This window comes from Chloroflexus sp., from assembly GCF_049970315.1.
In the GTDB taxonomy this organism is placed as follows: domain Bacteria; phylum Chloroflexota; class Chloroflexia; order Chloroflexales; family Chloroflexaceae; genus Chloroflexus.
The window spans coordinates 91,787-115,657 of the sequence record NZ_JBMFNE010000009.1 but is presented as its reverse complement, the minus strand read 5'-3'; the positions used below and the strand labels follow the sequence as shown (position 1 = coordinate 115,657).

The following is a 23,871-nucleotide window of genomic DNA, read 5'->3' as shown; positions in this document are numbered from 1 at the left end:
GTAATCTATGAACCTAACAACTCGGCATACAACGCTAACAGGTATTGTGCCTCGCGCTGCCAATTAAACTCCTTGATCACCCGCCTGCGACCCTCAGCACCCAGTGCGTGCCGCAATGCCGCATCGGAGAGCAAACGGATGATCGCATCAGCATACGCTTCGCTATCATCGGGCGGTACCATAATGGCACACTGACCATCACCAACAAATGGCCGGCTAGGCGGTAAATTGCTAAGCACGGTCGGCATACCCAACGCCATAAACTCAAACAGCTTGGTCGGGATATTGTGCTGGAACTTAGGCAGATTGGGCAGCGGAATAAACCCGATCTTCGCCTGTCGCACGCGAGTCGCCACCTGTTCGTGCGGCACCTGATTCGCATCAAGCACGATTTCGTCTTGTAAGCCACGCCGTTCGATCTCGGCCTGCGCCCATGCCGCCTCCGGGCACTTCCCGAAAAAGAGCCAGCGCGCCCGCCGACCACGCCGACGCAATGCCTCGGCAACAGCAAAGGTCACCTCAAGGTGATAGCGCGGGATGGTGCCGTGATACACCAAATCGAACGGTGCGTCGTCGGCGGGTGGTGGCTGTTGCAAAAACAGATCAAGATGCGGAAAATTGTGGATCGTCACCACCCGGCGCGCACGAAACCGGCGTAGATACAGATCGGCCACCCCCCGATCGGCGGTGATAATCGCATCAAATGTACGAGCCGCCAGCCATTCCAACGTCGCCATCCCCCATGACAAACCGCTGCGCATCACCGGATGCATGTGATGTTTCTGGTGCAGATACGCCGTATTATTTTCGTGACAATCGAAGATCACTCGTGCCGATGTGGTAGCCTTGAGCCAGAGACCGAGCGGGATCAGCTCGGGATCGTGCAGATGGTACAGAGCGGCATCTAACTGCCGAGCAAGGAGCGCCGCTTGCCGCATCCGCCGCCATCGCCGCTTGAGCGCCAAGACCAGCCGTTGGTCGGCCAGCACCCCAACACTGTGCAAATACACCCCTTGCCGTTCGAGGGCGGTGACCGGTAACGGCACTAACAGATGCGTTTCATATCCGGCAGCCGCCAGACTCGCACATTCGCGGTGAAAAATGCGCTGATCGAACGGCTGATGCACCGTAGAAATATGGACAATCCGGTGTGTTCCGGTCAGAGACCGCTCAGCCGAGCGCGCAACCGTTCGGGTAGCAACGGTATGACCGGGTAGATGAGTGTGCGGTTGAGCCATCGCATTCCCCCAAAGACGGTTTCGTACAGCCACCGTTCCCACAGCGTATAGACGGAAGCCAACGCACGGGCCCGCTCGGCATCACGGCGCGGCGACGATCGCGTACTTGTCCCGCCACCGTCGAAAATGGCGAGTTCGTGGGTGATATGGGCGTAGCGTACCCGGCGGTGCAATACCATATCGAGCAGATAGGCGTAATCGGCTAAAATCCGGTAATCGGTCGCAAACGGTTGCGCCGCATAGATCTCACGCCGCACAAACCAGACTTGGTGACAAATCATTTTGCGGTATAACCAAAACCGACTCAGCCGGTCAGGGTAACGGATCAAGCGTCCGCTACCGTTAGTACCGGTACCGAGAAACGGATGGTCGACCAACGAGCGTACATCACCGTAGAGAAAATCTGGTTCACCATAACGGGCTAGTGCATCGGCCACAATGTGTAACACGTGAGGGCTACTAAACACATCGCCCGCATTGAGGAAGCAGACGTAACGCCCACGGGCATAGATGAGACCTTGGTTCATCGCATCGAAGATACCGCTATCGGGCGACACAATCACCCGTACCCCCAACGCCCGCAACCGTTCTGGTGTTCCATCGGTCGAGCAACCATCTTTGACCAAATACTCAACCTCGGGAAACGTCTGAGCCAACACACTACGCGCCGTTCGTTCGGCATCGGCGGCGCAATTGAGGGTGATCGTAATAATGCTGAAGAGTGGTTCGGTCACGTTGCGTCTCCTGAACGGATTGAACGCTGATAGCGCAGAAGTTGCTCTTGATACCGCCGTCGATACTCGGGAATAAACTTGCGTCGGAGCGCGGGCGGCAAGCGCTGCACCAATGCCGACGGTGTCTGCTCTTGGATGAATTGCACCAGATTCGACCGCGGACGCCACCACAGTAGATAGATGAGATAATTACGCCATGCTTTCAGCCATTCCTGCCGAGCAGCGACACGCACCATCTGGAGATAGCGTGGATCGGCTAACAAGTGCTCAATGTCATCGGTCCGGCGTTGTTCAATCTGCACATGCCCGGCAGCAATATCAGCACGTAACGCTTCGATCTGCGGCGGATGTTGCCCCTGAAAGCGAGTCAGCCAGTTGCACGTCCCGTATTGATCCATAATGTGTAAGCCGTTGGTCAGATTCACCTCGCCGAGCAGATCGAGATTCTTTTGCAAACGGCCACGTTCGCGTTCCCACGGCTGATTTTGGTAGTAGGCCCCCTTACGCGAAAATTGATGAGGAAAAACCATGTAGTAGTGGTACATCCACACCCCGAATGAATCGGCGACATACATTCGCCGCCGGGTGATATTACGCCCCCGTTCATCGACAATAGTCGGCGGACGGTGTGAATCGTAGCGATAACCCGGTCGCCAGCGCAACACGCGCCGATAGCGTCCCCACGGTTCCCCCTGATATTGACGATGCCAGAAGAGACCACCCTCGGCGCAATAATCGAACCCACCCCAGAAATGGTAGGCCCGAAAACTCAGGCAGGTCGTTTCGGGATGTTGTTGCAAAAATGCGATCACACGCGCGATGTCAGACGGATGGTAAAACTCGTCAACATCGATCTGCCACAACCAATCACCGGTAGCCCGGTCGGCGTAGGCACGACTTTGTTCGTCCTTCTCACCCGGCCAAAACCCGTTGGGATGACCACACATCTCAGCGGTCACGATGATCAGCTTATCGTCTGGGTCTTCTTCGGCTTTGAAGCGGTAGAGTGCTGCCAACGTACCATCGAGCGAATGACCATCAGGCGTAGCCGCATGCGCTGCACGTGGGCTAGCCCCCTCGGCCACGATAATCTGGTGCGCAAACGGGTAAATAGATCGCAGGTTGTAGCGCAAAAATGGCTCGCCGTTGAGCACGATCATACCAAAGGTGATACGTGGTTCGTGGCTCATGCTCGCACCCCCGCCGGTAACGTGCGTGGCCGTACCCGCGCCAATAGCGGCAACGGGGCATGGGCCGGTGCCGTGACAACGCCCGTACTCAACGCCCACACCGCCCACAACGACCAGTGTAGATGGGCCGTCACCATCGTATTCCCCGACGCTTGACCATGCACCAAGGCGAAGACAAAGATGGCAAAAAAGGTAATACGCCAAACTCCGCGATCATCGGTGGGGATCTGTACCCAAATCGCTGGCAAGCGTCGCAACGCCCAGATCAGGTAGCCGATGAGAAACGTCATCCCCACCAATCCTTGATCGGCTAGCGTACCGATGAAAATATTGTGCGACCAGAGCTTGTATTCAAATCCCCAACCCCATACCGGTGACGCAAAGAAGTAGTTCAGACCGATCTGCCACAATCCACCGCGGTCCTCGAAGATGTTGAACGATTCTTCAAGACCACTCTCCCCTTCTCGCACCACCAGATGAGGCGCTACCTGATAAATCATCATAACCACGAGCACAATAATCGCAATGGAAAATGGCACACGCCACGATTTCTTACCGGTACGGGTCAGCGACCAACCAAAGATGAGCGCTGCTGCCACACCTGAGCCACTCAACGACTGGCGGGCACCGGTCAGAAATACGCCATAAATGCACCATAGTGCCAGTGCTAAAGTGGGTATGAGCGACCACCACCGACGCGCTTGCAAGAAGAGGGCGAGACCTAGAATGAAGGCAATACTCAGATGATGTGAAAAGTAATTGTACTCGCGGATCCCAAGATTACGATACGGCAGCGACGACAAACCGGGATCGCCGAGCAGATAATCGAGCGGTACATTGATAAACCGCAATGCCGCATACAAACCGTAGGCACTTGTCAACAGATAGGTAATGGCAAACCGTCGCGCTGCGGCCGCATCACGGATCGCGATCAGTGCTACCACTGCGCCCACAATGATATAAAGCAACACCGGGCGCACAATCGACATTTTGTCCGGCAGTTTAAACTGAAACAGTACCAAGAGCGCCCATCCCCACCAAAACACCATCCACGGTACGATCCAGCGATCAACTGCCGGAAAGATTTGGGCGGTCGTCGCATCTAGCCGCTGTGGCAGCAACGACCATGGCCGCACGACGTGCAAATAGCGAATCAGGGCCACCACTATCGTTGCCAACAACGGCCACGTTGCCGCACTCGGCCCCACAAAGATCGTGCGCGTCCACAGCGAAAACGAAAGATAGATCGCCAACGGAATCTCCGGTCGTCCGCGCCAAACCGCGTACAAACATACGAGACCGAGTAACGCAAGCTCAAGTGGATTAAGAATGATGGACCCGGTCACAATCATCGTTAGCCGTCTTCCTAGCATTCAAAGCCAAAATGCCGATACAGACGCTGTCGCAGGCTCGCGTGCTTTTGCCAGAGCCACCAGAGGATGCGTAGGCGGGCATAATCGTGTGGAGCAAGGGATTGACCATAACGTCGCCGCAACAGTGCATGCTCACGCTGCCAAACCGCCTGGAGAGTGGCGGTCTTTGCTTCCTCGTGGAGGCGAAAATCGCCCAGAGGTGGCCCCGGTATGCGGCGGCTCGGTCCGGCAATGCTCAGTCGGATGAAGAGATCGCGATCCATACAGAAGCGTAGACTGCGGTCCACCCCACCTACGTGTTCATACACGCTACGTCGCCAAAAACATCCCTGCTGCGGCCAGCGATGCACACCGAGTTGCGCAGTGAGCTTCCCGTTAGGTGGCAAGGCAAAGATCCGTGCCGTCACCCGCCCATCGGCATCGATGAAATTGACATCGCCGCTGGCGAAAGCCAGCCCCGGACGTTTGGCAAAAAAACGTCCTACCCGTTGCAACGCTCCCGGCTGCAGACGGTCATCGGAATTGATCCACGCCAGAATCTCGCCGGTAGCGCGGGCAAACCCATCGGCAAGTGCCGCCGACTGCCCACCATCGCGCTGCGATTGCCAGTAACTCAACCACGGTGCGTAGCGTTCAATGATCGCGACACTCCCGTCACGACTCCCGCCGTCCATCACGATGTATTCAAGGTTTGGGTAGCCCTGCAACAACACCGACCGGATCGCCTCTTCGAGGTACTGGGCTTGCTGGTACGAGGGCGTTACAATGGTAATCCGGGGCCACGGGCGGCCATCGTCCAACAAGGCTGGCGCCGGTGGCGTTGCGATTGTCCACGGCCAACCTTGTCGGTCAGGTGGTGGTGGCGGCAAATCGGTAATTGTCGGTATTGTCCAGGTTACAGTTAGCATAGGTTTAGAGTACCTCACCAACGGCACGCATCGCAACCATTGCCTCGCGATGCGTCCGGTACCAATCAATCGTTGCCCGCAATCCTTCGGTAAAGGGTGTCGTGGATCGGAAGCCAAACCGTTCCCATGCCCGTGACACATCGAGCTTGCGACGCGGTTGACCGTTGGGCTTAGTCGTATCCCAGACAATCTGGCCGCGAAAACCGGTTAATTCAGCGATTAGGGTGACCAAATCACGAATACTGATCTCATCACTACTCCCGATGTTGACCGGATCGGGATCGTTGTACCGTTCCGTCGCTAACAAAATGCCTTCCGCGGCATCAGCGGCGTAGATAAACTCGCGCGTCGGTGAACCATCGCCCCAAACCACGATGTGATCATCACCACGCTCTGCTGCCTCGATACACTTCCGAATCAGAGCCGGAATGACGTGCGATGTTTCGAGATCAAAGTTATCGCGCGGCCCGTAAAGGTTGACCGGCAGCAAGAAGATGGAATTAAAGCCGTACTGTTGCCGATACGCCTCTCCCTGCACGAGCAGCATCTTTTTGGCCAAGCCATACGGTGCATTCGTCTCTTCGGGGTAGCCGTTCCAGAGATCATCTTCCTTAAACGGCACCGGTGTATACTTCGGATAGGCGCACACCGTACCGATCGTCACAAACTTACCGACCCCAAACTTCCAGCTCTCGTGGAGTAACTGCACACCCATCATGAGATTGTCGTAGAAAAACTCCGCCGGGTGATCGCGATTGGCGCCGATCCCGCCCACGCGGGCCGCCATGTGGATCACAATATCGGGACGGGAATCGGCCAACAATTGGCGAATCGCATCAACGTGCCGCAAATCGTAGTCGCGTGACCGGGGTACAAAGACATCACGCGCACCACGTGCGTTCAACTTCTCGACCACATACGAGCCGAGAAAACCGGCACCACCGGTGACAACGACGCGCTTATCGTGCCAAAATTGATGACTATCGGGCCAGCGCTGTGTGTTGAGCTGCATACGATCCTCGCTGGATAAACTCATATTTTGTTGGAATGCGTGAATGATGAGGAATGTTTCTCCATAAGGGAGCGTCACTACTGGACGATAAACTGCGCATTGCGATACTGGCTATCGAGTGCATCTTTAATCACACCATTGGTGAGGACACCCGCTACTTCGCGGATCCCCTCTTCAACGCTGATCTGTGGGACAAAACCGAGCCGCTCACGGATTTTGGCAAACGATACGCGAATATCGCGCATATCACCGCCAAACGTCAGATCTTTGTACTCGATAACTGTCCCCGGCACATGCCGTTGCACCAATGCTACGATCTCGTCTTTGGTATAGTTACCTGTATCACCACCCACATTAAAGATTTCGCGATTTACCGTTGACAACGGCGCGTTCAAGCCCAACAGAATCGCATTACAGACATCACGCACATGCACGAATGAACGGGCATACCCGCGCTGATAGATAATCAGTTTGCGTTTGGTCATCGCCTCAAGTACAAATTGATTGACGATGAGATCGAAGCGAGTGCGAGGTGAAATACCGAACAAGGTAGCAAATCGGAATAGGATCGGGGTTGTCGTGGCGCCACCGGTATCGTTACGCAGATACTGCTCGGCAGCGATCTTGGTTTCGGCGTATAGTGACTGCGGATTAAGCGGCGAATCCTCAGTCACCGGTTCACCGTTAGGTGACAGGCCATAGTTACTGTACGTTGACGCAAAGACAAACCGTTCCACTTGCGCATCATCGGCCACAGCGAATACCCGCTTAGTCCCCTCGAAGTTGTAGCGCCACGCCACTTGTGGTCCCACCATCTGACACGCCGGAAAACCAACGATAGCGGCGAGATGAATAACGGCATCGAAACGCGCCGGCGGTAAATCCCCTACCGCGATTCCATCGGCGCCGGCTCGTAACGTTGCCGGATCGCAAATATCACCCTTGGCGAAGCGAAAACGAGGATGATACCAATAGCCGAGTAATGATGAACCGCCAAACAAGAGATCGTCGACCACGGTCACCGACCACCCGTGCTGCAACAACACGCCGGTCAGCAGCGATCCGATATAGCCGGCTCCTCCGGTAATGAGCACATGGGGCGTAGGTGTAGTTGTCATTCTTCCAACCTCCTCTAGTGGTGTGCTAACTACGCATTGATACCTGACGCACCCAAACTACGGTCTTGCGGCAAAGGTCACTTGCGCATTCATATTCCACCGCAGACGCGGATCCCAGCTATCGGGAACAATGTGGACGGTATACGTCGTACCGATTCCGGTCTCTTGACCAACCGGTTCGATATAACTAACCCTTCCACTCAACCGAACATCAGGCAGTGCGATAAAGCTAATGGTCACCGGATCGTTCTCTTGGACCAGACTGATGTGTAGCTCACTCAGATTGGCCACGACAATCTGCCACCGATCGAGGGTTGCCAACGTAATCACACGCTGGCTAGCATCAACCGTCTGACCCGGTTGGGCGTAGACCCCCACCACGGTTCCGTCGATTGGGGCACGAATTTGGTAACGTTCACGGTTGAGTTCTGCTTTGCGCAGCTCAATTTCGGCCCGCTCAATCCGTGCTTGCGCGATGGCAATTTGCGCACTGGTGGGGTTAGCAGTCAGACGAGCCAAATCAGCCTCGGCCTTGCGTAGCTCAGCCTCATACACAGCTACCTCGTTGGGATGGTTGATCGTAAACTGAGCCAGTTTCGCCTCGGCTTGCAAGATGCGCTTTTCCGCCGCCGCGATCTGATCGGGCGTTACCGGACGCAACGCCTCGGCCAAGAGCGCTTCCGATTGCTGCACTTCAGCCTGATACGCAGCGATTTCGCTGAACTCATTCTGGCGCACGGTTTCCAGTGCTACGCGAGCCTCTTGCAACCGATGCTCAGCATTTTCCACGGCCCGCAACAGTCGAGTCTCGTTGTCGATCTGGGCCTGCGTTAACTGACCACCGCTGGCGATGATCTGTTCGTTCGCCCACTTCGTGCGCGAGTAGTCATCTTGGGCGTTACGCAACTCATTTGCCAAGCGCTCGATCTGCGATTCAAGTTGCGTCTTTTCACCGGCGAGTGTATTGATCCGAGTTTGCAACCGCGCACGCGCCTCGGCCACAGCAGCTTCGAGGCGAGCCTTATCTTCCGGTGTAATACCCTTTTTGAGCCGTTCGAGCACTGCTTTCGCTTCACGCAGCTCGGCCTGTACTGCGGCAATATCGCTCTGGGTCACATTCGTGCGACTATCGGCCAAACGTGCGCGCGCTCGATCAATCTCCGCCTTGGCCTGCTCGATTTGTTCGGGCGTTGCCCCACTAATCAACTGCTCGTAATTGGCCTGCGCCTCAGCTAACATCACTCGTGCCTCAGCTATCGTCAAGTCGAGTGTGCGCACATCGAGACTCGCCATCACATCACCGGCCCGTACCCGATCACCGAGTTGCACAACCACCTCTGCCACCGAACCCGGGTTTACGAAGCTGAGATCAAGCACTGTCATCGGCTGAACCCGACCGGAAGCCATCAGCGTCCCGTTTACAATCACCGGTGCAGCAGTGGGTGTCGGTGCTACCGCTGCTTCAGCAGGAACAGATGTTGCAGACGACTCAGGCTCAGAGATCACCGGCTGACTGCAACCGGTCAGTATGGCAGTACCTAGTGCAATCACGAGAAACCAAATTCGCGACATAGATCAATCTCCTGTGTCGCCCGCTATTTCGCTGCGGTTCGCAATGGTCGCCGATTTGATCAATGGCGAAGAGCTGAAGCCGGTAAACTGCAACCGTCGGCGACGTTTGACAACACCATTCAGCACCACGCCAAGACACGCGATTTCGGTCTGGCGCAGGAGATCAAGCATATGGCGTAGCTCTTCTTCAGTCGTCTGCTTGACTCGCACTACTGCCAGCGTGGTATCGACGGCACGCAACAGAAGGGCGGTATCGGCAAATGTGAGTAGAGGCGCACTATCGATCAACACCACATCGGCGTGTTGCCGTAGGGCTGCCAGCACCTTTTCTAACTGTGGCCCGCCCAGCAACTGAGCCGGCAAACCACTGGCATTCCCTACCGTCAATACATACAAATTTGGTTGCTCGGTCACGCGCAAGAATGGCTCGATTGCCTGCACCGGTGTGCTCAGGAGGTTGGATAATCCACCTTGATGTGGGACGTTGAAGATGGTATGCAGGATGGGATGGCGCAAATGCGCATCAACCAGCACCACCCGTCGCCCGGTTTGCGCTAGTGCGACGGCCAGATTAGCCGCGGTCACGCTCCGTCCTTCACCAGGTGACGGGCTGATCACGGCAATCACCTGGGGGCGTTCGTCGCCAGGGATTGCATCAAGGTGCAGTCGCATCATACGATACGCCTCGGCATCGAGCGAGGCTGGATCGCGGAGCGTGACGAGTTGTGCCGCCGGCGTAGCGCCGTTCAGCTTACCAACAACGACTAACGGACGGCCACCACCCCGGCGCGTAAAATCACCTTCATCGCGGATACGGGTATTGAAGTAGTCGTATAAAAATCCGATCCCAATTGCCAGCACAACCGCAATAAAGATACTAAGCACAATATTGCGAGTATAATCAGGACTCACCGGATTACGCTTGGCATGAGCCGGGTCAACGATAATCAAGCTCGAGGCTTGGGCATACGGGTTATCGAGCAAATCGCGTTCGAGGGCTTGAAACGAAGCCACGATGGCATCGGCCAATCGCACGGCCCGTTGACGGTCGGTATCTTGCACCGTTAGTAAAAATAGCTCGGTCTTACCAACATCAGACGTACTCGTGCGGGCAGCGAGTTGAGCTACCGTCACGCCATCAACCATCGAAGCAGCTCGTTCGAGTACCGGTCGGACGAGTAACAGTTCGCGTACCGTTAGCGCGTAGCGCTCACGAGCACGCAGATCATCGAACGTGGGCGACGGACGGGCAAAAATACCCTGATCCTGATTGACCATCAGCATGGTCGAAGCAGCATAGAGACGTGGTTGAGTTTGCGAGTAGGCGTAGCCAATGCCACCGCCGATTACCGCGAACAATGCAATCAACCACACCCAACGCCAAACAAACAGGAGATACAATCGTAGTTCCAAGGGACCCTCCACACAAAATGGGTCATCGAGCCATGCCAGCTACCGAAAACGAGCAGTCTGGCAATGTGAACGGAGTGATGAAGATATGAAACCCGACCGCTTTGGTGTTGACACACTGTACTATGTTAGTTGTAACGGGTTCATCTGACAGTGTAATGTCATTGAACAACATCAGCAATGACAAAACGTTCAACTATGCGATTGCTGAAGGGGAGCCAGATCATCCCGCCCGTACTGTAGCATTGGCGGTAGTCGTAATTTGTTGATAGAGGTCGAGATAGCGTTGCGCCTGTATTTCTTGCCGATACTCAGCAAGGGCAATTTCTCGGCAGCGACGTCCCAACCATAAGCGCTCATCATCGTTGTGGAGCGCACGCCGAATGGCCTCACGCAACCCGTCGACATCACCGACCGGCGCCAACCAACCGGTTTGATCGGGGCGCACCAATTCGCTAATCCCACCGGTATCAAAACCGACGACCGGCGTGCCACAGGCCAGTGCTTCGAGCACCGTGCTCGGCATATTGTCTTGCAACGACGGAATAACAAAAAGATCAGCAGCGCTATAAGCTAAGGCGAGCCGGGTATCTTCATCAACCGTACCGAGAGGATGATGCGCGATGGGTATATTCAAGGTAGGCGGATGTTTGCCGATCGAGACCAGCAATAAGTCGGGTTCATCATACAGACCGGCCAATGCCGCTGCTAATTGGGCAAATCCTTTCCGACGATTATTGACCGAAACTGCGACAAACAGGACGATCTTTGCTTGCTGGGGTAAGCCAAGTACTGCCCGCGCATAGGCCCGATCATACGGTGCAAAGACGGTGGTATCAAGACCGTTGGGAATGACATGTACCGGTAAATGCCCGAACAGCGAGCTACGGTGTACTTCGGCAGCCATCCAACGGTTGAGTGCAACGATGTGGAGATGACCGGGTGGTACGGCAGCGAGGGCAGCCCGTTTGCGTAACCAAATCCGGTGGGAAAGATCGTGATCATCGCGCGAACCGAGCTGCGGACATGCCCCACAGGTTGCCGTGTAGCGTCCACAGCCTTCATCGTAATGGCAACCGCCGGTAAAGGGCTGCTGGTCGGAAAGCCGCCACACGACCGGCACTCGTTGCGGTACGGTCCGAAAGAAGCTGCCGTAATCGAGCAAACCGGCAACCCAATGTAAAGTGACCACATCGCAAGCCGGCAATGCTCTTGGTAATTCGTACCCATACCGACTGCGATCATCGCTGAACGGTTCGAGGCCGGGCGGGCGGGTTGTGAGGTACGGTTGCATATCGCGTCGGATCCGCCAACCACGCCAACGTCGTTGCCACGTACCGATGAAACCGGGTTTCGACACCAACGCCTGCACCGTCGGATCATCACTCCACCGATGGGCAACCACCATTCGTGAAGCACACCCCAACTGCAATAAGCCCTGATGGAGCCGATACGCTGCCCGTGCCGCACCACCGCTGATGTCGTTCGTACTAACGTGAACTACACGCATACGTTCACCGTGTTTCGAGCCGACGCTGGGCAAATTGCCCAATTGTCGGCAGCGAGTAGATAATCTCAGGAATCACTCGTCGGTAGTAAGCAGGAATGAACGGCAAGGCAAAACCGGCTTTTAACCAATCGAGATATGCCTCACGGTCACGGTAGAGATGACGCCACCGCCCATAGTAGGTTGTCCAGATCACGCGAATAATAGCATTCCGGCAGCGACGCCACTCCTGCGGATGTTGACGGGCATACGCGCGCAGCGCCGGATGCTGATCGAGGAAGGCGAGGAATTGGCGCGATGCACGGGCCAAGCTTGCGATACTGACCGATTTACCAAAGCTGGTATCGTAGATACGATGGCGAAAAATAGCCTCGTGACAATAGACGATACTACGCTCGATGCTCAAAGCAACGAGCAATGCGTTATCAATGCCATTCCCGCCATCGAAATCGGGATAACCACCAACCATCCGTATCTCGGACGTGCGGGCTACATTGGTGGTGAAACTAACAAACTTATGCTCGTTGCGCCCCCACCGCTCAATCCAATCCGGGCCACTCATCAACGGCGGCGGCAACGGACGGTCGGCGGTCGATCCGATCACCTGATTGTGCTCATCGATAACCTCCACCCGCGAGATGGCTACGGCTGCGGAGGGATTCGCTACCAATGCTGCAACCATCGTCGAGACATAACCCGGCGCCAACTCATCATCATCACTCAACAAGATGAAATACTCACCGCTTGCGGCTGCTATCAACTGGTTGAAATGCATTACAATCGGTACCGGAGCTGGGTTTTGGCGAAAAATAAAGGGACGCGGATAGTTGGCCTGGACTATTTCCCATACGGCATTGCCGTTACAACCGTTGTCGGAGACAATGAGTTCAATCGCCGGATAGTCTTGTGCAGCCACCGAGCGGATCGCCTGCGCCACATACGTGAGTCGTTTGTAGACCGGAATCGCAACTGTTACCGTCGCTACCATATGTCACCTCATTGTGATAGGGTTAATATCGAGTGCTGTACGTTCACGCACAATCCGCGCCGGTGCTCCTACGGCAATCACCCCGGCAGGTAAACTTTTTGTTACAACACTCCCGGCCCCTACTACCGTCCCGGAACCGATTGTCACACCGGATAACACCACCACACCGTACCCTAGCCAGACATCATCTTCTAGTACAATCGGCCCTTTGCTCGTCAGCGGTTGCATACCGATCGACTGACCGGGCGCCGTGCCGTGATCGTAGGGATAGAAGGCACATTGTGGTGCAATCTGGCATCCACGTCCGATTACAATGGGTTCAACATAGGCCGACAATTGGCAACGTGGTTGAAGACCCGTGCGCTCACCGATCACCACACTCCCGCCGCGTCCGCATTCGATGATCGTATCGCGATGCAGCTCGACGTAATCGGCCAGTTCAATCGGTCCACCGTCTTGCCGCTGATAAATCAACACTTCATCGCCGATAAACACATGGCGACCGCGCCGGATTCTGCGCCCATTCAGTTGTGCCGACGGTGCGATGTAACCTTGCGGATAACGATGGGCCAGTCCCACGCGCGCTTTGTAGGGCGCATACGGTAAGGCAGCCAACCATGTCGCCACTTTACCCAACCGGTGTGGACCGGCATAGCGCATCCATAGTGATGTCCACAAACGAACCACGTGCTGGCGCATAAAACGGTACTCCTTAGCCTAGGTTGTGGGGTAACCGGCGGCAACCATGCCGGCACGATGGTATTGCCAGAACAGTTCTTCATCGTCTGGCGAAAACAAATTACGCCAATCGCCTGAACCGCCTTTGCGCACAAAAAACGGCGTATCGGCTCCTTGGGCGGCTCGTTCTTTAGCGCGCATCCGATCAAACGACGCGGCCGCAACCGCAGCCGCAATCTGTTCATCGCTCGCCTGCATGTGGCAAAACTCAAGGATCCGCCGTACTTGGGTGACAATGTCGGCATAGAGGTCTTCATATTTGACCAACAACAGCTCGCAATCACTGTTCAGCCACCCTAAGACATGATCTGACCAACGACCCCAGTAGAAATCGCCGGTGATGACCTCACGTAGGGTGATCGGTTTACCGGAGCGTTTGTTCCGCCAATGGTAGAACGATGTCATTGCATCACGCCCATCACGCACAATGTAGATAGCCCGTCGAAAGATCGGGCGATATTGAAGGTGCGTCTTCACAAAGCGCGGTCGCATCTGATTAAACGGTGTGGTCGGATCGGCCATATAGACCAGATCACCTTTGATATGGCTATCGGGTACATAACGACCAAACCCCTGAAGGCCCAATTCTTCGCCGGCCAACAAATTCGCCAGCAAAAAGCGCACCCATGTGTTCCCCGACTTCGGAAACGAGGCGAGATAGTAGAAATCGGGATGCGGAGTAAAACCGAGATCGGCATATGGGCCTCTGATCCACTGACGCAGAGTACGACGCGCACGACGGAAGACGTTTACCATACTAACCCTCCAGAAAACCCTTCTCTTCGAGATAGCGAATGATCCTGCGTGCATTCTCTTCGGGCGTCACATCGGTTGTCGTCAACACCAACTCAGGATTAACCGGCGGCTCATACGGGTCATCGATGCCGGTAAATCCTCGCAGCTCACCACGCCGGGCTTTGGCGTAGAGACCTTTCACATCACGTTGCTCACATACTTCAAGTGGTGTATCGACAAATACTTCAATAAACTGGTCACTCCCGATCATGGCCCGGCACTCGTTCCGCGCGGCGCGGTAGGGGCTGACGGCTGCGCAGATAACGGCCCCGCCCGCTTTGACCACTGCACTGGCAACAAAGCCGATCCGGAGGATGTTGGTATCACGATCCTCACGCGAAAACCCTAAACCCTTCGAGAGATGTGTCCGTACCACATCACCATCGAGTATTGTTGGCGTGCGACCGCGCTCGAGTAACAGAATATTGAGAATGGCAGCAATCGTGGACTTCCCCGCACCGCTCAGACCGGTGAACCAAACACAAAACCCTTGGCGGTGACGCGGTGGATACATCTGACGTAGAATCTCGGCAGTCTCAGGGCGGGTAAACCATTCGGGTAAGAGACGGCCTTTCGCCAGATACTCATCACGCACCTGCGTTCCAGAAATGGTGGCAACTTCAGCCCCCGGCGGCATCTCATCGATCGGCACATACCGACCTTCGCGCTTGAGATAGACCAACTCGGTAAAGGGGATCATCTTCACGCCGATTTCCCCGGCATAGCGTGCTAGCAACGCTTGCGCATCATACGGACCGTAAAACGGTCTACCCATACTATCGTTACCAGGGCCGGCATGGTCACGGCCAACAATAAAGTGGTTCGCTCCGTAATTACGACGGATGATGGCATGCCACACCGCTTCACGCGGGCCGGCCATTCGCATCGCCAAGGGTAAGAGACTGAGCAGGGTACGCGACGGGTCGTAGTATTTTTCAACTAACAATCGGTAACTGCGAACACGGGTAAAGTGATCGATATCGCCGGGTTTGGTCATCCCAACCACCGGATGGATGAGCAGGCTCCCATCAATCTGCGCCGCTGCCCGTTTGGTCAGCTCTTCGTGGATGCGGTGCATCGGGTTGCGCGTTTGAAACGCCACCACATTCGACCGCCCCATCGCCGTCAGTAATCGGCGTACCTCAGCCGGCGTCCGCCGCAGATCGACAAAATCGTAGTAGCGCGGCAGATTAAAGACGTGCAACCGCCCGGCAGCGTAAAACTTCCCCCAGCGCGCCATCTCGGCTACCAATGGATGGCGGGGATCGTTCGTGCCGAGGACGGCCAGCGCCTCACGCTCGGCGTCCCACGAAAAAATCTCGCTCACTTCCATAATGGCGAGCGGATTGTTATGCACATCGCGCAGCACGATCCGGTCGCTGCCAAACGAACTCTGTTCGACCGGCAGCGTCACCGGGATAGGCCACAGCGTACCGTCGGCCAGCCGCATCTCTTCCAGCACACGTTCGTAATCGGCCTGCCCCATAAACCCGGTCAGCGGTGAAAAACCACCGGTTGCCAGCAGTTCTAAATCACACAGACTACGCATCGAAATCTGGATCGATGGCAAGCGTGAGACCATCGCTAACCATGCGGACCGCTCTTCAGCCGGCACCACCAAATTGACCAGACGACCGCCATACGGCGGGATCAGGAGTGTATCTTCAGCCATCGTGGTATTCCTAAATCCTTACAACGCCGGACGGAACCATGGCCCTCGCACGGGGCGTCCGGCACGGATGAGTTCGGGGACAGTCACAAAACGGTACGTCTTACCCCCTTGAGCGAGGAACGTTGCCAGCGCTTCGATCAATGGTGTCCGATCGGCTGCCGCCGGATCACGCGGCTGCGCCAGCCGGTCGTGGAGCAGGATAATGCTGCCCGGACGAAGCTGTCGGTTTAGTCGCTCGACCAACTGAACCGGCGATTGCGTCACCCAATCTTCGATGTGGAATGTCCAACCGACAACTTCATACCCTAGCAGCAACGCATCGAGTCGCGAGCCATACGATTGACCACCGTAAGGCGGGCGAAAAAGGCGGGTTCCATATGGTGCAATTGCCCGCTGTGCAGACCACAATTCTCGCCAACGTTGGTAGCGCGGCGTCTGTGGCATACGCACGTGATGAAAGGTGTGGTTACCAATTACGTGACCGGCAGCAGCAATCTGCGCTACCAGATCACGCTGCTCAGCCGCGTGCCGACCCAACACAAAGAAGGTAGCACGCGCGTGATAGTGGGCCAACACGTCGAGAATCTGTGGTGTGTAACGGGGATGTGGCCCATCATCAAAGGTCAATGCCACTAGGGGAGTAGGCGTCTCTATCCGGATAAGTGTGCCAAGCCACCGCCGGCCCAATGGCGCCAACCAACGCCCAAGAAGTGAGGAACGAGCACGACCACCTTGCTGCGATGAAATCATCTGTCCCGATCCTAGATTGCTAAGGGTGGGTAACGGTATTGCAGACTACCTTGCAGTAATCCGATCAACCACGCATTCACCCGCAACCATTCCGCCAACTGTTCGCGCTGGCGAATCCGTATCGCTCGGCCTAAATGGCGGAACCAGCGCCTGGTATATGCCAACCAGAGTTGGAACGACCGCCGTTGCGCGAGTTGTTCACCGCTATAGCGACGAGCTAACGCCACATTGGCAATCGCCCGCTCGCGCGTTTGGCGCAACATTCCGCGTAAAGTGTCGCGGTACCGAACGTAGACTAGCGCCTCAGGAACGAAGGTCAATGGAACGTTACCCTGCAACTGAATCCGGAAACAATAATCGGTATCCATCAAACGGAGCAGCGTCTCATCAAAACCACCAACCAGTTCGTGCAGCGACCGCTCGACGGCTAAGCCACACCCGCCGGCATGCGGCAAATACGGCGGATAATTCACCCGCTGTAACCCGTCGGCTTGCGGATTACGCCGCGTCCGGCTCAGCCAGGAATGGCGATTGAGCCGCTCGATATCAAAGCGCGAGGCGACAAACGGGTGGCGGTCGAGAGCATTGCCGATTGCCGCCACCCAACTCGGCGCCACCACATCATCAGCATCAACGAAGGCTAAGGCAGTACCACGCGCGTGGCGGGCGCCTTCATTCCGGGCAAAGGCACCACCACGTCGTGCGCTTGCATCAATAATGCGTAGGTGCGGCAACCGGTTGAGAAAGGCGGCGGCAACCCGTCGCGAATCATCGCGCGAACCGTTGTCGGCCACAATCACTTCCCATGGCCGATCCCACGTCTGATCGGCCAACGCGGTGAGCTGTTCACCCAGGGTTGCCGCAGCGTTGTAACATGGGATAACGATACTGAGTCGCACCTCACGTTGCACAGCTTATGCTCCTTACTGCTCGCCTCTTACGCACTTACGTTATGCCAAAGCCGGGTGAATGGCTGATGATTGCAGGTGTTACTAACAGGCTACAATACTGTAATCTTCTCGCGCAGTGGGCCTTGCAGATGACGAGTTGCGTTGCGAGTGTCAACGATTGCCGGAGCTAATGTCGCAATCCGTTCGTAGTCGAATGCACTATGGTTGGTAATAATCACGGCGCAATCGCACGAACGCAGCAGGTCATCCGTAAGCGAAACGGTCTGCATCCGGCGACCGTCGTGCAGTTCAAACTCAGTAATGTGGGGATCACAGGGGATTACCGTCGCGCCATCGGCAGTTAACAGATCGTACACCTTAAACGCGGGTGATTCGCGATAATCATCAACATCGGGCTTGTAGGCAATACCTAGCAAGATAATAGTGCTGCCGTTCAGCGGCTTACGCGCCCGATTAAGGGTGCGTACCACCAAATCATGGACGTGGCGCGGCATTTGGGTGTTGATTTCACCGGCCAACTCGATAAACCGAGTGGTTAAATCAAAGGACCGTGCCTTCCACGTGAGATAGAACGGATCGATAGGGATACAATGCCCACCAAGACCAGGGCCGGGTGTAAACTTCATAAAGCCGTAAGGCTTCGTAGCTGCCGCCTCGATCACTTCCCAGACGTTGATCCCCATCCGGTCACAGAGAAGAGCCAACTCGTTGACTAAGGCAATATTGACTGCCCGAAAGATGTTCTCGAACAACTTAGTCAACTCGGCCACATCTGGCGAGCTGACCGGCACCACTCGGTTGGTGATATAGCCGTAGAAGGCCCCGGCTAGTTCGGTACATTGGGGGGTAATCCCACCTACAACTTTAGGAGTGTTTTCAACACTATACCCTTTGCTACTCGTCTGCCCGGGATCGATCCGTTCGGGAGAAAAGGCCAGAAAGACCTGTTCACCGACACGCAACCCATTCCGCTCGATCCGAGGCTTGATCAGTTCACGGGTCGTACCGGGGTAGGTCGTACTCTCGAGAATCACCAACTGACCGGGGCGAATACTGGCGGCGACATCATCGCTTGCCGCTTTCACGTAGCGCATGTCGGGTTCGCGGGTCGCATTGAGTGGCGTCGGTACACAGATCACGAGAATATCACACACACTCATGCGTCGCATATCCGTGGTTGCCTCGATCCGTCCTGCCTCGCGCAGTGCGGCCAACGCCACGCTCGACACATCACCGATATAGCTCTCACCGCGATTAACCTGCTCCACTCGCGTCGGGCTTACATCGAATCCAAGTACCCGAAAGCCAACCCGACCGGCACGCTCGGCCAGCGGCAAGCCCACGTAACCCAAACCAATGACACCAACACAGACCGACCGATCGTGGATGCGGTTCATCAATGTGTGAAACATAGTTTGTCAGCTCCGAATTGAGTAAGTTCTCTCAATAGCAGGTATTATAGGCGAGAGTATCGTCGCCGCCAAAGCCACATTCCACTCCCGACAACGACCATGCCGACCACCAAACCGGCGCCAAACGCCAGCCATGCCAACCGTGACCGCAACACCGTCGTGAGCCGTGTCATCCAGTTAGTCTGAGTAGGACGGGCCAGCAGGTAATCGGCCACAATCGCCGCTTCGGATGGAGGTACGCCAAGGTTTGGCATTTGCGAGCCACGGTTATCCCACCGCGGTTCCACGATTTGGTTAATAATCCACTGACGGACTGCTGCTTCACCGGACAGTTCACGAACTGCGGCCCGTGCTGCACGCGTGGAAAGCCATGGCTCTTCATTAAGTTGATCGAGTTCGTCTAACAGTTGTCGGTATTGCGGATTACTCAACCGGGCCTGAATGTTGGCGATGAGTAATTCACGACTTAGCGGCGGTCCAGCTGATCCACCAAATCCGCCTTCCCCGTTGATCTGATGGCAACCTAAACAACCACGTTCGCGGATGATCTGACGAGGATCATCTACTTGCGTGGGTCGGTATGGGTAGCTATTGGTGGAATCGGGCACGATCTTGTAAATCGAGGTCTGACCGGCTTGGTTAGCGTAGATCGGAGCAAAATAGAGACCATCAGGCCCGATAGCGACAGCTACGACCATTTGCTCTTGCTGACCACGGTATCGTAAGAAGTAGTCGGGCACAGCCATCACCCGACGTTTATCCATGTCGTACCAAATACGTACAATACCCGGCATTTTGCCGCGTCGTACCGATCCGGCCATACCAAGGAAGAACTTGCCGGCATTCTCCTCGCCCAACAAGTGGTTATCGGGGGGTAGATACTGTAACGTTGTCGGCGCCAAACTCGGCACCCATACATATGCCGTTCGCAGATGGATACTACTCTCTTGGCCGTTCCAGCCATAATCTTCACCACGTTGCACCTCAACAAAGCGATCAGTACCAACTCCGTTATCACCGACAAATACACGGTCATTCACCACCCTCAGCGCATACGGGTTGCGAAAACCGCTCGCCCATACATAATTGCGGGCCTTGGTAATATCATCATCGATGTAAAAGGGATTTTCAGGCAACGGCTTACCGTCGAGGCTCATGCGGTAAATCTTGCCGACCATCTGATCAGGATCACGAGCCAAATACGGTTGCCACCCATCCCCAATCCCGACAAAGAGCTGATTACCAACGACTTGACAGGTACCAATCTGATGAGCTAAACCCGATTCGTAGTTGGCAAACGCATCGGTAAAGGCAATAAAACCATCCGGCGTCAGGCCAAAGGTACCGGGTTTAGTCTGGTAGCGTATAATGTTGTTGCGCATCCGCCCATTGGCATCGTTATACAGAAACGTAACGAACACATAGCCATGCACAGGATCGAGACATAATCCCCCCATACCACCTTGGCCCTGTCCGGAAGGCAATTCTTCAGTTGGTTGAAAATGGAAGACGTTCTCGGCGAAGGTATACACACTGCGATCATTGGTCACGACTTTGACTGTTCCACGCAGTTCTGTCACAAAATAGAGCGGATCTTTCGGATCGGGGCCAGGTTGCGGAACAAAAGCAATCGCACTAGGGAACGCATAGCCAGTCGTATCTTCAACAATCGTAAATCCTTCTGCCACCGCCCAATCGCTACGCCAGTCAAATGTTGGCGCTTGAGCCAGAACCAATCCACTCAATGAGCTACCGATGATGATTAAGCAGACGAGTAGAACAACACGCCACCCAAATGCCATAAGATACCCTCTAGAGGTATAAGCTACAGAACCAACGGATTACGGTACTGCTCACCAACACCGTGATACCACTCCAGCAAACCATCACGATACTCAAGGGTTGGGCTACTGCCAGCCACAGTACACCACCGATGATCAGTGGCCCGACAATGGCCGGTAGCCACACCCACCAACGACGATAACGCCATGGCAAACCGGCCAACGCCAATGGCACACTCAAAACGGCAGCTAAGGCAATGCTCCAACCACCGATCTGGTGCGACTGCACCGGTAATAGACGGTTCACCAGTACTTCTCCCGGCCCGAAGGCATACCACTGACGGTGGGGTTGCCCATCGACAAACAAACGCGCGATGACGCCGTCGTAACTAAATACTACGACCTGTGGTTGCGTATCGTGAAACACATCGGCAAACCGTAACGGTGGTCGATCATCGACCGGACGGGTAAATGGTAAGCGCATCCGAACCAGTAGATCAGGCCCTGACTGGATCAGACTGATGTTATGGGAATCAATTTGCCAACCATAATTAATCATCAATCCTTCGGCAGGACGTGCCGGGTCTCGTGGGGCGAGCCGGGCTACTACGGTGAACGCACGAGATCGGGCGACTGCCGCTGCCACACCGGTCAGCGGTTCGTCACTCATGAGCCAACATTGGTAGCCCACACCCACTCCCTCTGTGGTAAAGGTCAGTTTGCCTTTCGCAACAAGAGGACGCACCAAAGGCCCAACCTGTGCTGGCGGATAGTGGGTAAAATCGTAAGCAAGGAGCGGGGCACGGGCAAAAGCGTTGTCCGGCGTCAGCGTCGCTTGGGCATCGGCATGATCAAAGGCGCGGTCGTACAAGGCGACAAACCTGACATACCCCGGCCAAAAGCGACGGCCATCGCTCGCCGCCCCGATCTGAAACGTGTAGCGCTCTGACCAATTGACCGGTAACGTCGCCCGTTGCCAATGGATCTGTACCCAGCCGGCACTGACCAGCCAGACCACCATTCCACCGACCACAACCCCCGCTGGCACACGTTGAACGATCGATAATCCGGCCCGAATGATCCGATCAACCACCGGTATCACCAAGGGAGCTAGTACCCATCCACCCAACGCCGCGCCGCTGGCATTCGCCAACACATCAAGCAGCGCAGCAGTACGACCGGGAATGAGTAATTGCGCGCACTCAATACCGAATGCCACCACAGCGGCTACAATAAACACCCCACTAATCTGACCGCGTCGCCCCATCCCGAATCCGGCCAATAACCAAGACAACGCCACCCCTAGTGGCACAAACAGGATGACGTTTTGCAGCATATCCACACCATGGCTTAACCCAAACACCAAAACATGCCAGGGCTGGATCGGCCATGGATCAGAAAAATCGAAGGGATATAATGTCAGGCTGAGGATTCCGACCAGCACGAGTAGCAACAGCGCTACCCCGTACCGCACCAAGCGAGGATCACGAGCATCACACCAATGGCTCATAGGTTGTCGTCCACGGAAGGATGGGCCGCACGACACCCGACAAACTACCGGCCCAGTCTCCTCTAGCCGTATCACCATCGAGGCTGTCGATCACCTGAAACGCGACGGCATCACGTTCGGCAAACTGCTTGATCGGCGGTTCAAGCGTCGTTAGTGCAGCCTCCACATAAAACGAACCTTCGGCCAGAAAATTACCGGGAATGATCACCTGTGCGCGATACCGACCAGAAGGACGGGGCCGTCGTCGCCATGTCGGATCAAGGTCAAGACTGGTAAATACCGCCACGTTATCATCGTTGTAGAGACGGATGTGTGGCATCAGGATATATCCATCGCACACAACTACAAACTCAAGCTCAATCGTCACCGGAGTACGAATATCGATGGTATCGGCAACATCACCATCGCTATCGCGCACCCGCACTGCTTGCAAATACGCGACCTCACCACCTGGTGCCGTCTTCCGATCTGACCAGACTCGCTCGGCTATTGAATGAGCACCTTTCCCAAGGTATACACTGACCACCTGCTGAGCCGACCCATCGGCAATCACCTTCCCCTGATTGAGCAAGATAGCACGCTGGCACATGCGCAAAATTGACTGCATGCTATGCGAAACGAAGAGCACGGTACGACCTTGCTGACCAACATCTTGCATCTTGTTGAGACACTTCTTTTGGAAGCGGGCATCACCGACGGCCAACACCTCATCGACGATCAGGATTTCGGGTTCCAGGTGAGCAGCGACGGCAAACGCCAAACGCACATACATCCCGGATGAATAAAACTTCACCGGCGTATCGATAAACTTCTCGACTTCGGCGAAGTGGACAATCGCATCGAAGTTGCGATCGATCTCGCGCTTGCGCATACCGAGAATGGCCCCATTGAGATAAATATTTTCACGCCCGGTCAATTCGGGATGAAAACCGGTCCCCACCTCGAGCAACGAGGCCACGCGCCCGTACAACTCAGCCCGCCCGCGCGTCGGCTCGGTGATCCGCGAGAGGACCTTGAGCAACGTACTCTTACCGGCGCCATTCCGCCCAATAATCCCAACCACTTCGCCTTGGTGAATATCGAATGACACCCCATCGAGCGCCCACAGCTCGGTAGTAGCAGAGGCCCCACCTCGCCCGCGCAATCGCTCAACAATGGCATCACGGAGCGTGATATAGCCTGCACTGCGTTGTTTGATCGCACCGATCCGGTACTGTTTTGCTAAATCACGGGCACGGATTGCGTATTGCAT

At 55.5% G+C, this 23,871-nt stretch carries 20 protein-coding genes; all 20 read right to left on the bottom strand.

What is annotated here, in order from left to right; genetic code table 11:
• Positions 1-5: 5 nt before the first annotated feature.
• Complete coding sequence (locus ACP5OT_RS08520) at positions 6-1,238, bottom strand: glycosyltransferase family 4 protein (RefSeq protein WP_428131906.1); 1,233 nt, start codon at positions 1,236-1,238, stop codon at positions 6-8.
• A complete protein-coding gene (locus tag ACP5OT_RS08515; protein WP_428112602.1) occupies positions 1,160-1,972 on the bottom strand; it encodes a glycosyltransferase family 2 protein in 813 nt (270 codons plus the stop codon). Before ACP5OT_RS08515 ends, ACP5OT_RS08520 begins: the two co-directional genes overlap by 79 nt.
• A complete protein-coding gene (locus tag ACP5OT_RS08510; RefSeq protein WP_428112604.1) occupies positions 1,969-3,162 on the bottom strand; it encodes a glycosyltransferase in 1,194 nt (397 codons plus the stop codon). The genes ACP5OT_RS08515 and ACP5OT_RS08510 overlap by 4 nt, the downstream gene beginning before the upstream one ends.
• Positions 3,159-4,514, bottom strand: coding sequence for an O-antigen ligase family protein (locus tag ACP5OT_RS08505; protein WP_428131904.1), 1,356 nt, complete (start codon positions 4,512-4,514; stop codon positions 3,159-3,161). Before ACP5OT_RS08505 ends, ACP5OT_RS08510 begins: the two co-directional genes overlap by 4 nt.
• 14 nt (positions 4,515-4,528) lie before the next feature.
• Complete coding sequence (locus ACP5OT_RS08500; protein WP_428112607.1) at positions 4,529-5,443, bottom strand: glycosyltransferase family 2 protein; 915 nt, start codon at positions 5,441-5,443, stop codon at positions 4,529-4,531.
• Between the two features lie 4 nt (positions 5,444-5,447).
• The gene (locus ACP5OT_RS08495; RefSeq protein WP_428131902.1) at positions 5,448-6,455 is read right to left on the bottom strand and encodes a GDP-L-fucose synthase family protein; all 1,008 of its coding nucleotides are present in this window, start codon (positions 6,453-6,455) and stop codon (positions 5,448-5,450) included.
• A gap of 77 nt (positions 6,456-6,532) precedes the next feature.
• Positions 6,533-7,573, bottom strand: coding sequence for an NAD-dependent epimerase/dehydratase family protein (locus tag ACP5OT_RS08490; protein ID WP_428112611.1), 1,041 nt, complete (start codon positions 7,571-7,573; stop codon positions 6,533-6,535).
• A 57-nt stretch (positions 7,574-7,630) separates the two neighbouring features.
• Complete coding sequence (locus ACP5OT_RS08485; RefSeq protein ID WP_424676870.1) at positions 7,631-9,145, bottom strand: efflux RND transporter periplasmic adaptor subunit; 1,515 nt, start codon at positions 9,143-9,145, stop codon at positions 7,631-7,633.
• A 3-nt stretch (positions 9,146-9,148) separates the two neighbouring features.
• The gene (locus ACP5OT_RS08480; protein WP_424676871.1) at positions 9,149-10,558 is read right to left on the bottom strand and encodes a polysaccharide biosynthesis tyrosine autokinase; all 1,410 of its coding nucleotides are present in this window, start codon (positions 10,556-10,558) and stop codon (positions 9,149-9,151) included.
• Between the two features lie 220 nt (positions 10,559-10,778).
• A complete protein-coding gene (locus tag ACP5OT_RS08475) occupies positions 10,779-12,065 on the bottom strand; it encodes a glycosyltransferase family 4 protein (protein WP_424676872.1) in 1,287 nt (428 codons plus the stop codon).
• Positions 12,066-12,069: 4 nt separating this feature from the next.
• Positions 12,070-13,050, bottom strand: coding sequence for a glycosyltransferase family 2 protein (locus tag ACP5OT_RS08470; protein WP_424676873.1), 981 nt, complete (start codon positions 13,048-13,050; stop codon positions 12,070-12,072).
• Between the two features lie 3 nt (positions 13,051-13,053).
• Complete coding sequence (locus ACP5OT_RS08465) at positions 13,054-13,749, bottom strand: acyltransferase (protein ID WP_428112617.1); 696 nt, start codon at positions 13,747-13,749, stop codon at positions 13,054-13,056.
• 18 nt (positions 13,750-13,767) lie between these two features.
• The gene (locus ACP5OT_RS08460) at positions 13,768-14,544 is read right to left on the bottom strand and encodes a sulfotransferase domain-containing protein (protein ID WP_428131899.1); all 777 of its coding nucleotides are present in this window, start codon (positions 14,542-14,544) and stop codon (positions 13,768-13,770) included.
• 1 nt (position 14,545) lies between these two features.
• A complete protein-coding gene (locus ACP5OT_RS08455) occupies positions 14,546-16,255 on the bottom strand; it encodes a bifunctional sulfate adenylyltransferase/adenylylsulfate kinase (RefSeq protein WP_428131897.1) in 1,710 nt (569 codons plus the stop codon).
• 18 nt (positions 16,256-16,273) lie between these two features.
• Complete coding sequence (locus ACP5OT_RS08450) at positions 16,274-17,005, bottom strand: polysaccharide deacetylase family protein (RefSeq protein ID WP_428131895.1); 732 nt, start codon at positions 17,003-17,005, stop codon at positions 16,274-16,276.
• An 11-nt stretch (positions 17,006-17,016) separates the two neighbouring features.
• Positions 17,017-17,916, bottom strand: coding sequence for a glycosyltransferase family 2 protein (locus tag ACP5OT_RS08445; RefSeq protein ID WP_428112620.1), 900 nt, complete (start codon positions 17,914-17,916; stop codon positions 17,017-17,019).
• A gap of 89 nt (positions 17,917-18,005) precedes the next feature.
• Complete coding sequence (locus ACP5OT_RS08440) at positions 18,006-19,328, bottom strand: nucleotide sugar dehydrogenase (RefSeq protein WP_424676879.1); 1,323 nt, start codon at positions 19,326-19,328, stop codon at positions 18,006-18,008.
• A gap of 44 nt (positions 19,329-19,372) precedes the next feature.
• Complete coding sequence (locus ACP5OT_RS08435) at positions 19,373-21,130, bottom strand: PQQ-dependent sugar dehydrogenase (protein ID WP_424676880.1); 1,758 nt, start codon at positions 21,128-21,130, stop codon at positions 19,373-19,375.
• Positions 21,131-21,140: 10 nt separating this feature from the next.
• The gene (locus tag ACP5OT_RS08430; RefSeq protein ID WP_428131893.1) at positions 21,141-22,619 is read right to left on the bottom strand and encodes a VanZ family protein; all 1,479 of its coding nucleotides are present in this window, start codon (positions 22,617-22,619) and stop codon (positions 21,141-21,143) included.
• Positions 22,603-23,871, bottom strand: coding sequence for an ABC transporter ATP-binding protein (locus tag ACP5OT_RS08425; protein ID WP_424676882.1), 1,269 nt, complete (start codon positions 23,869-23,871; stop codon positions 22,603-22,605). Before ACP5OT_RS08425 ends, ACP5OT_RS08430 begins: the two co-directional genes overlap by 17 nt.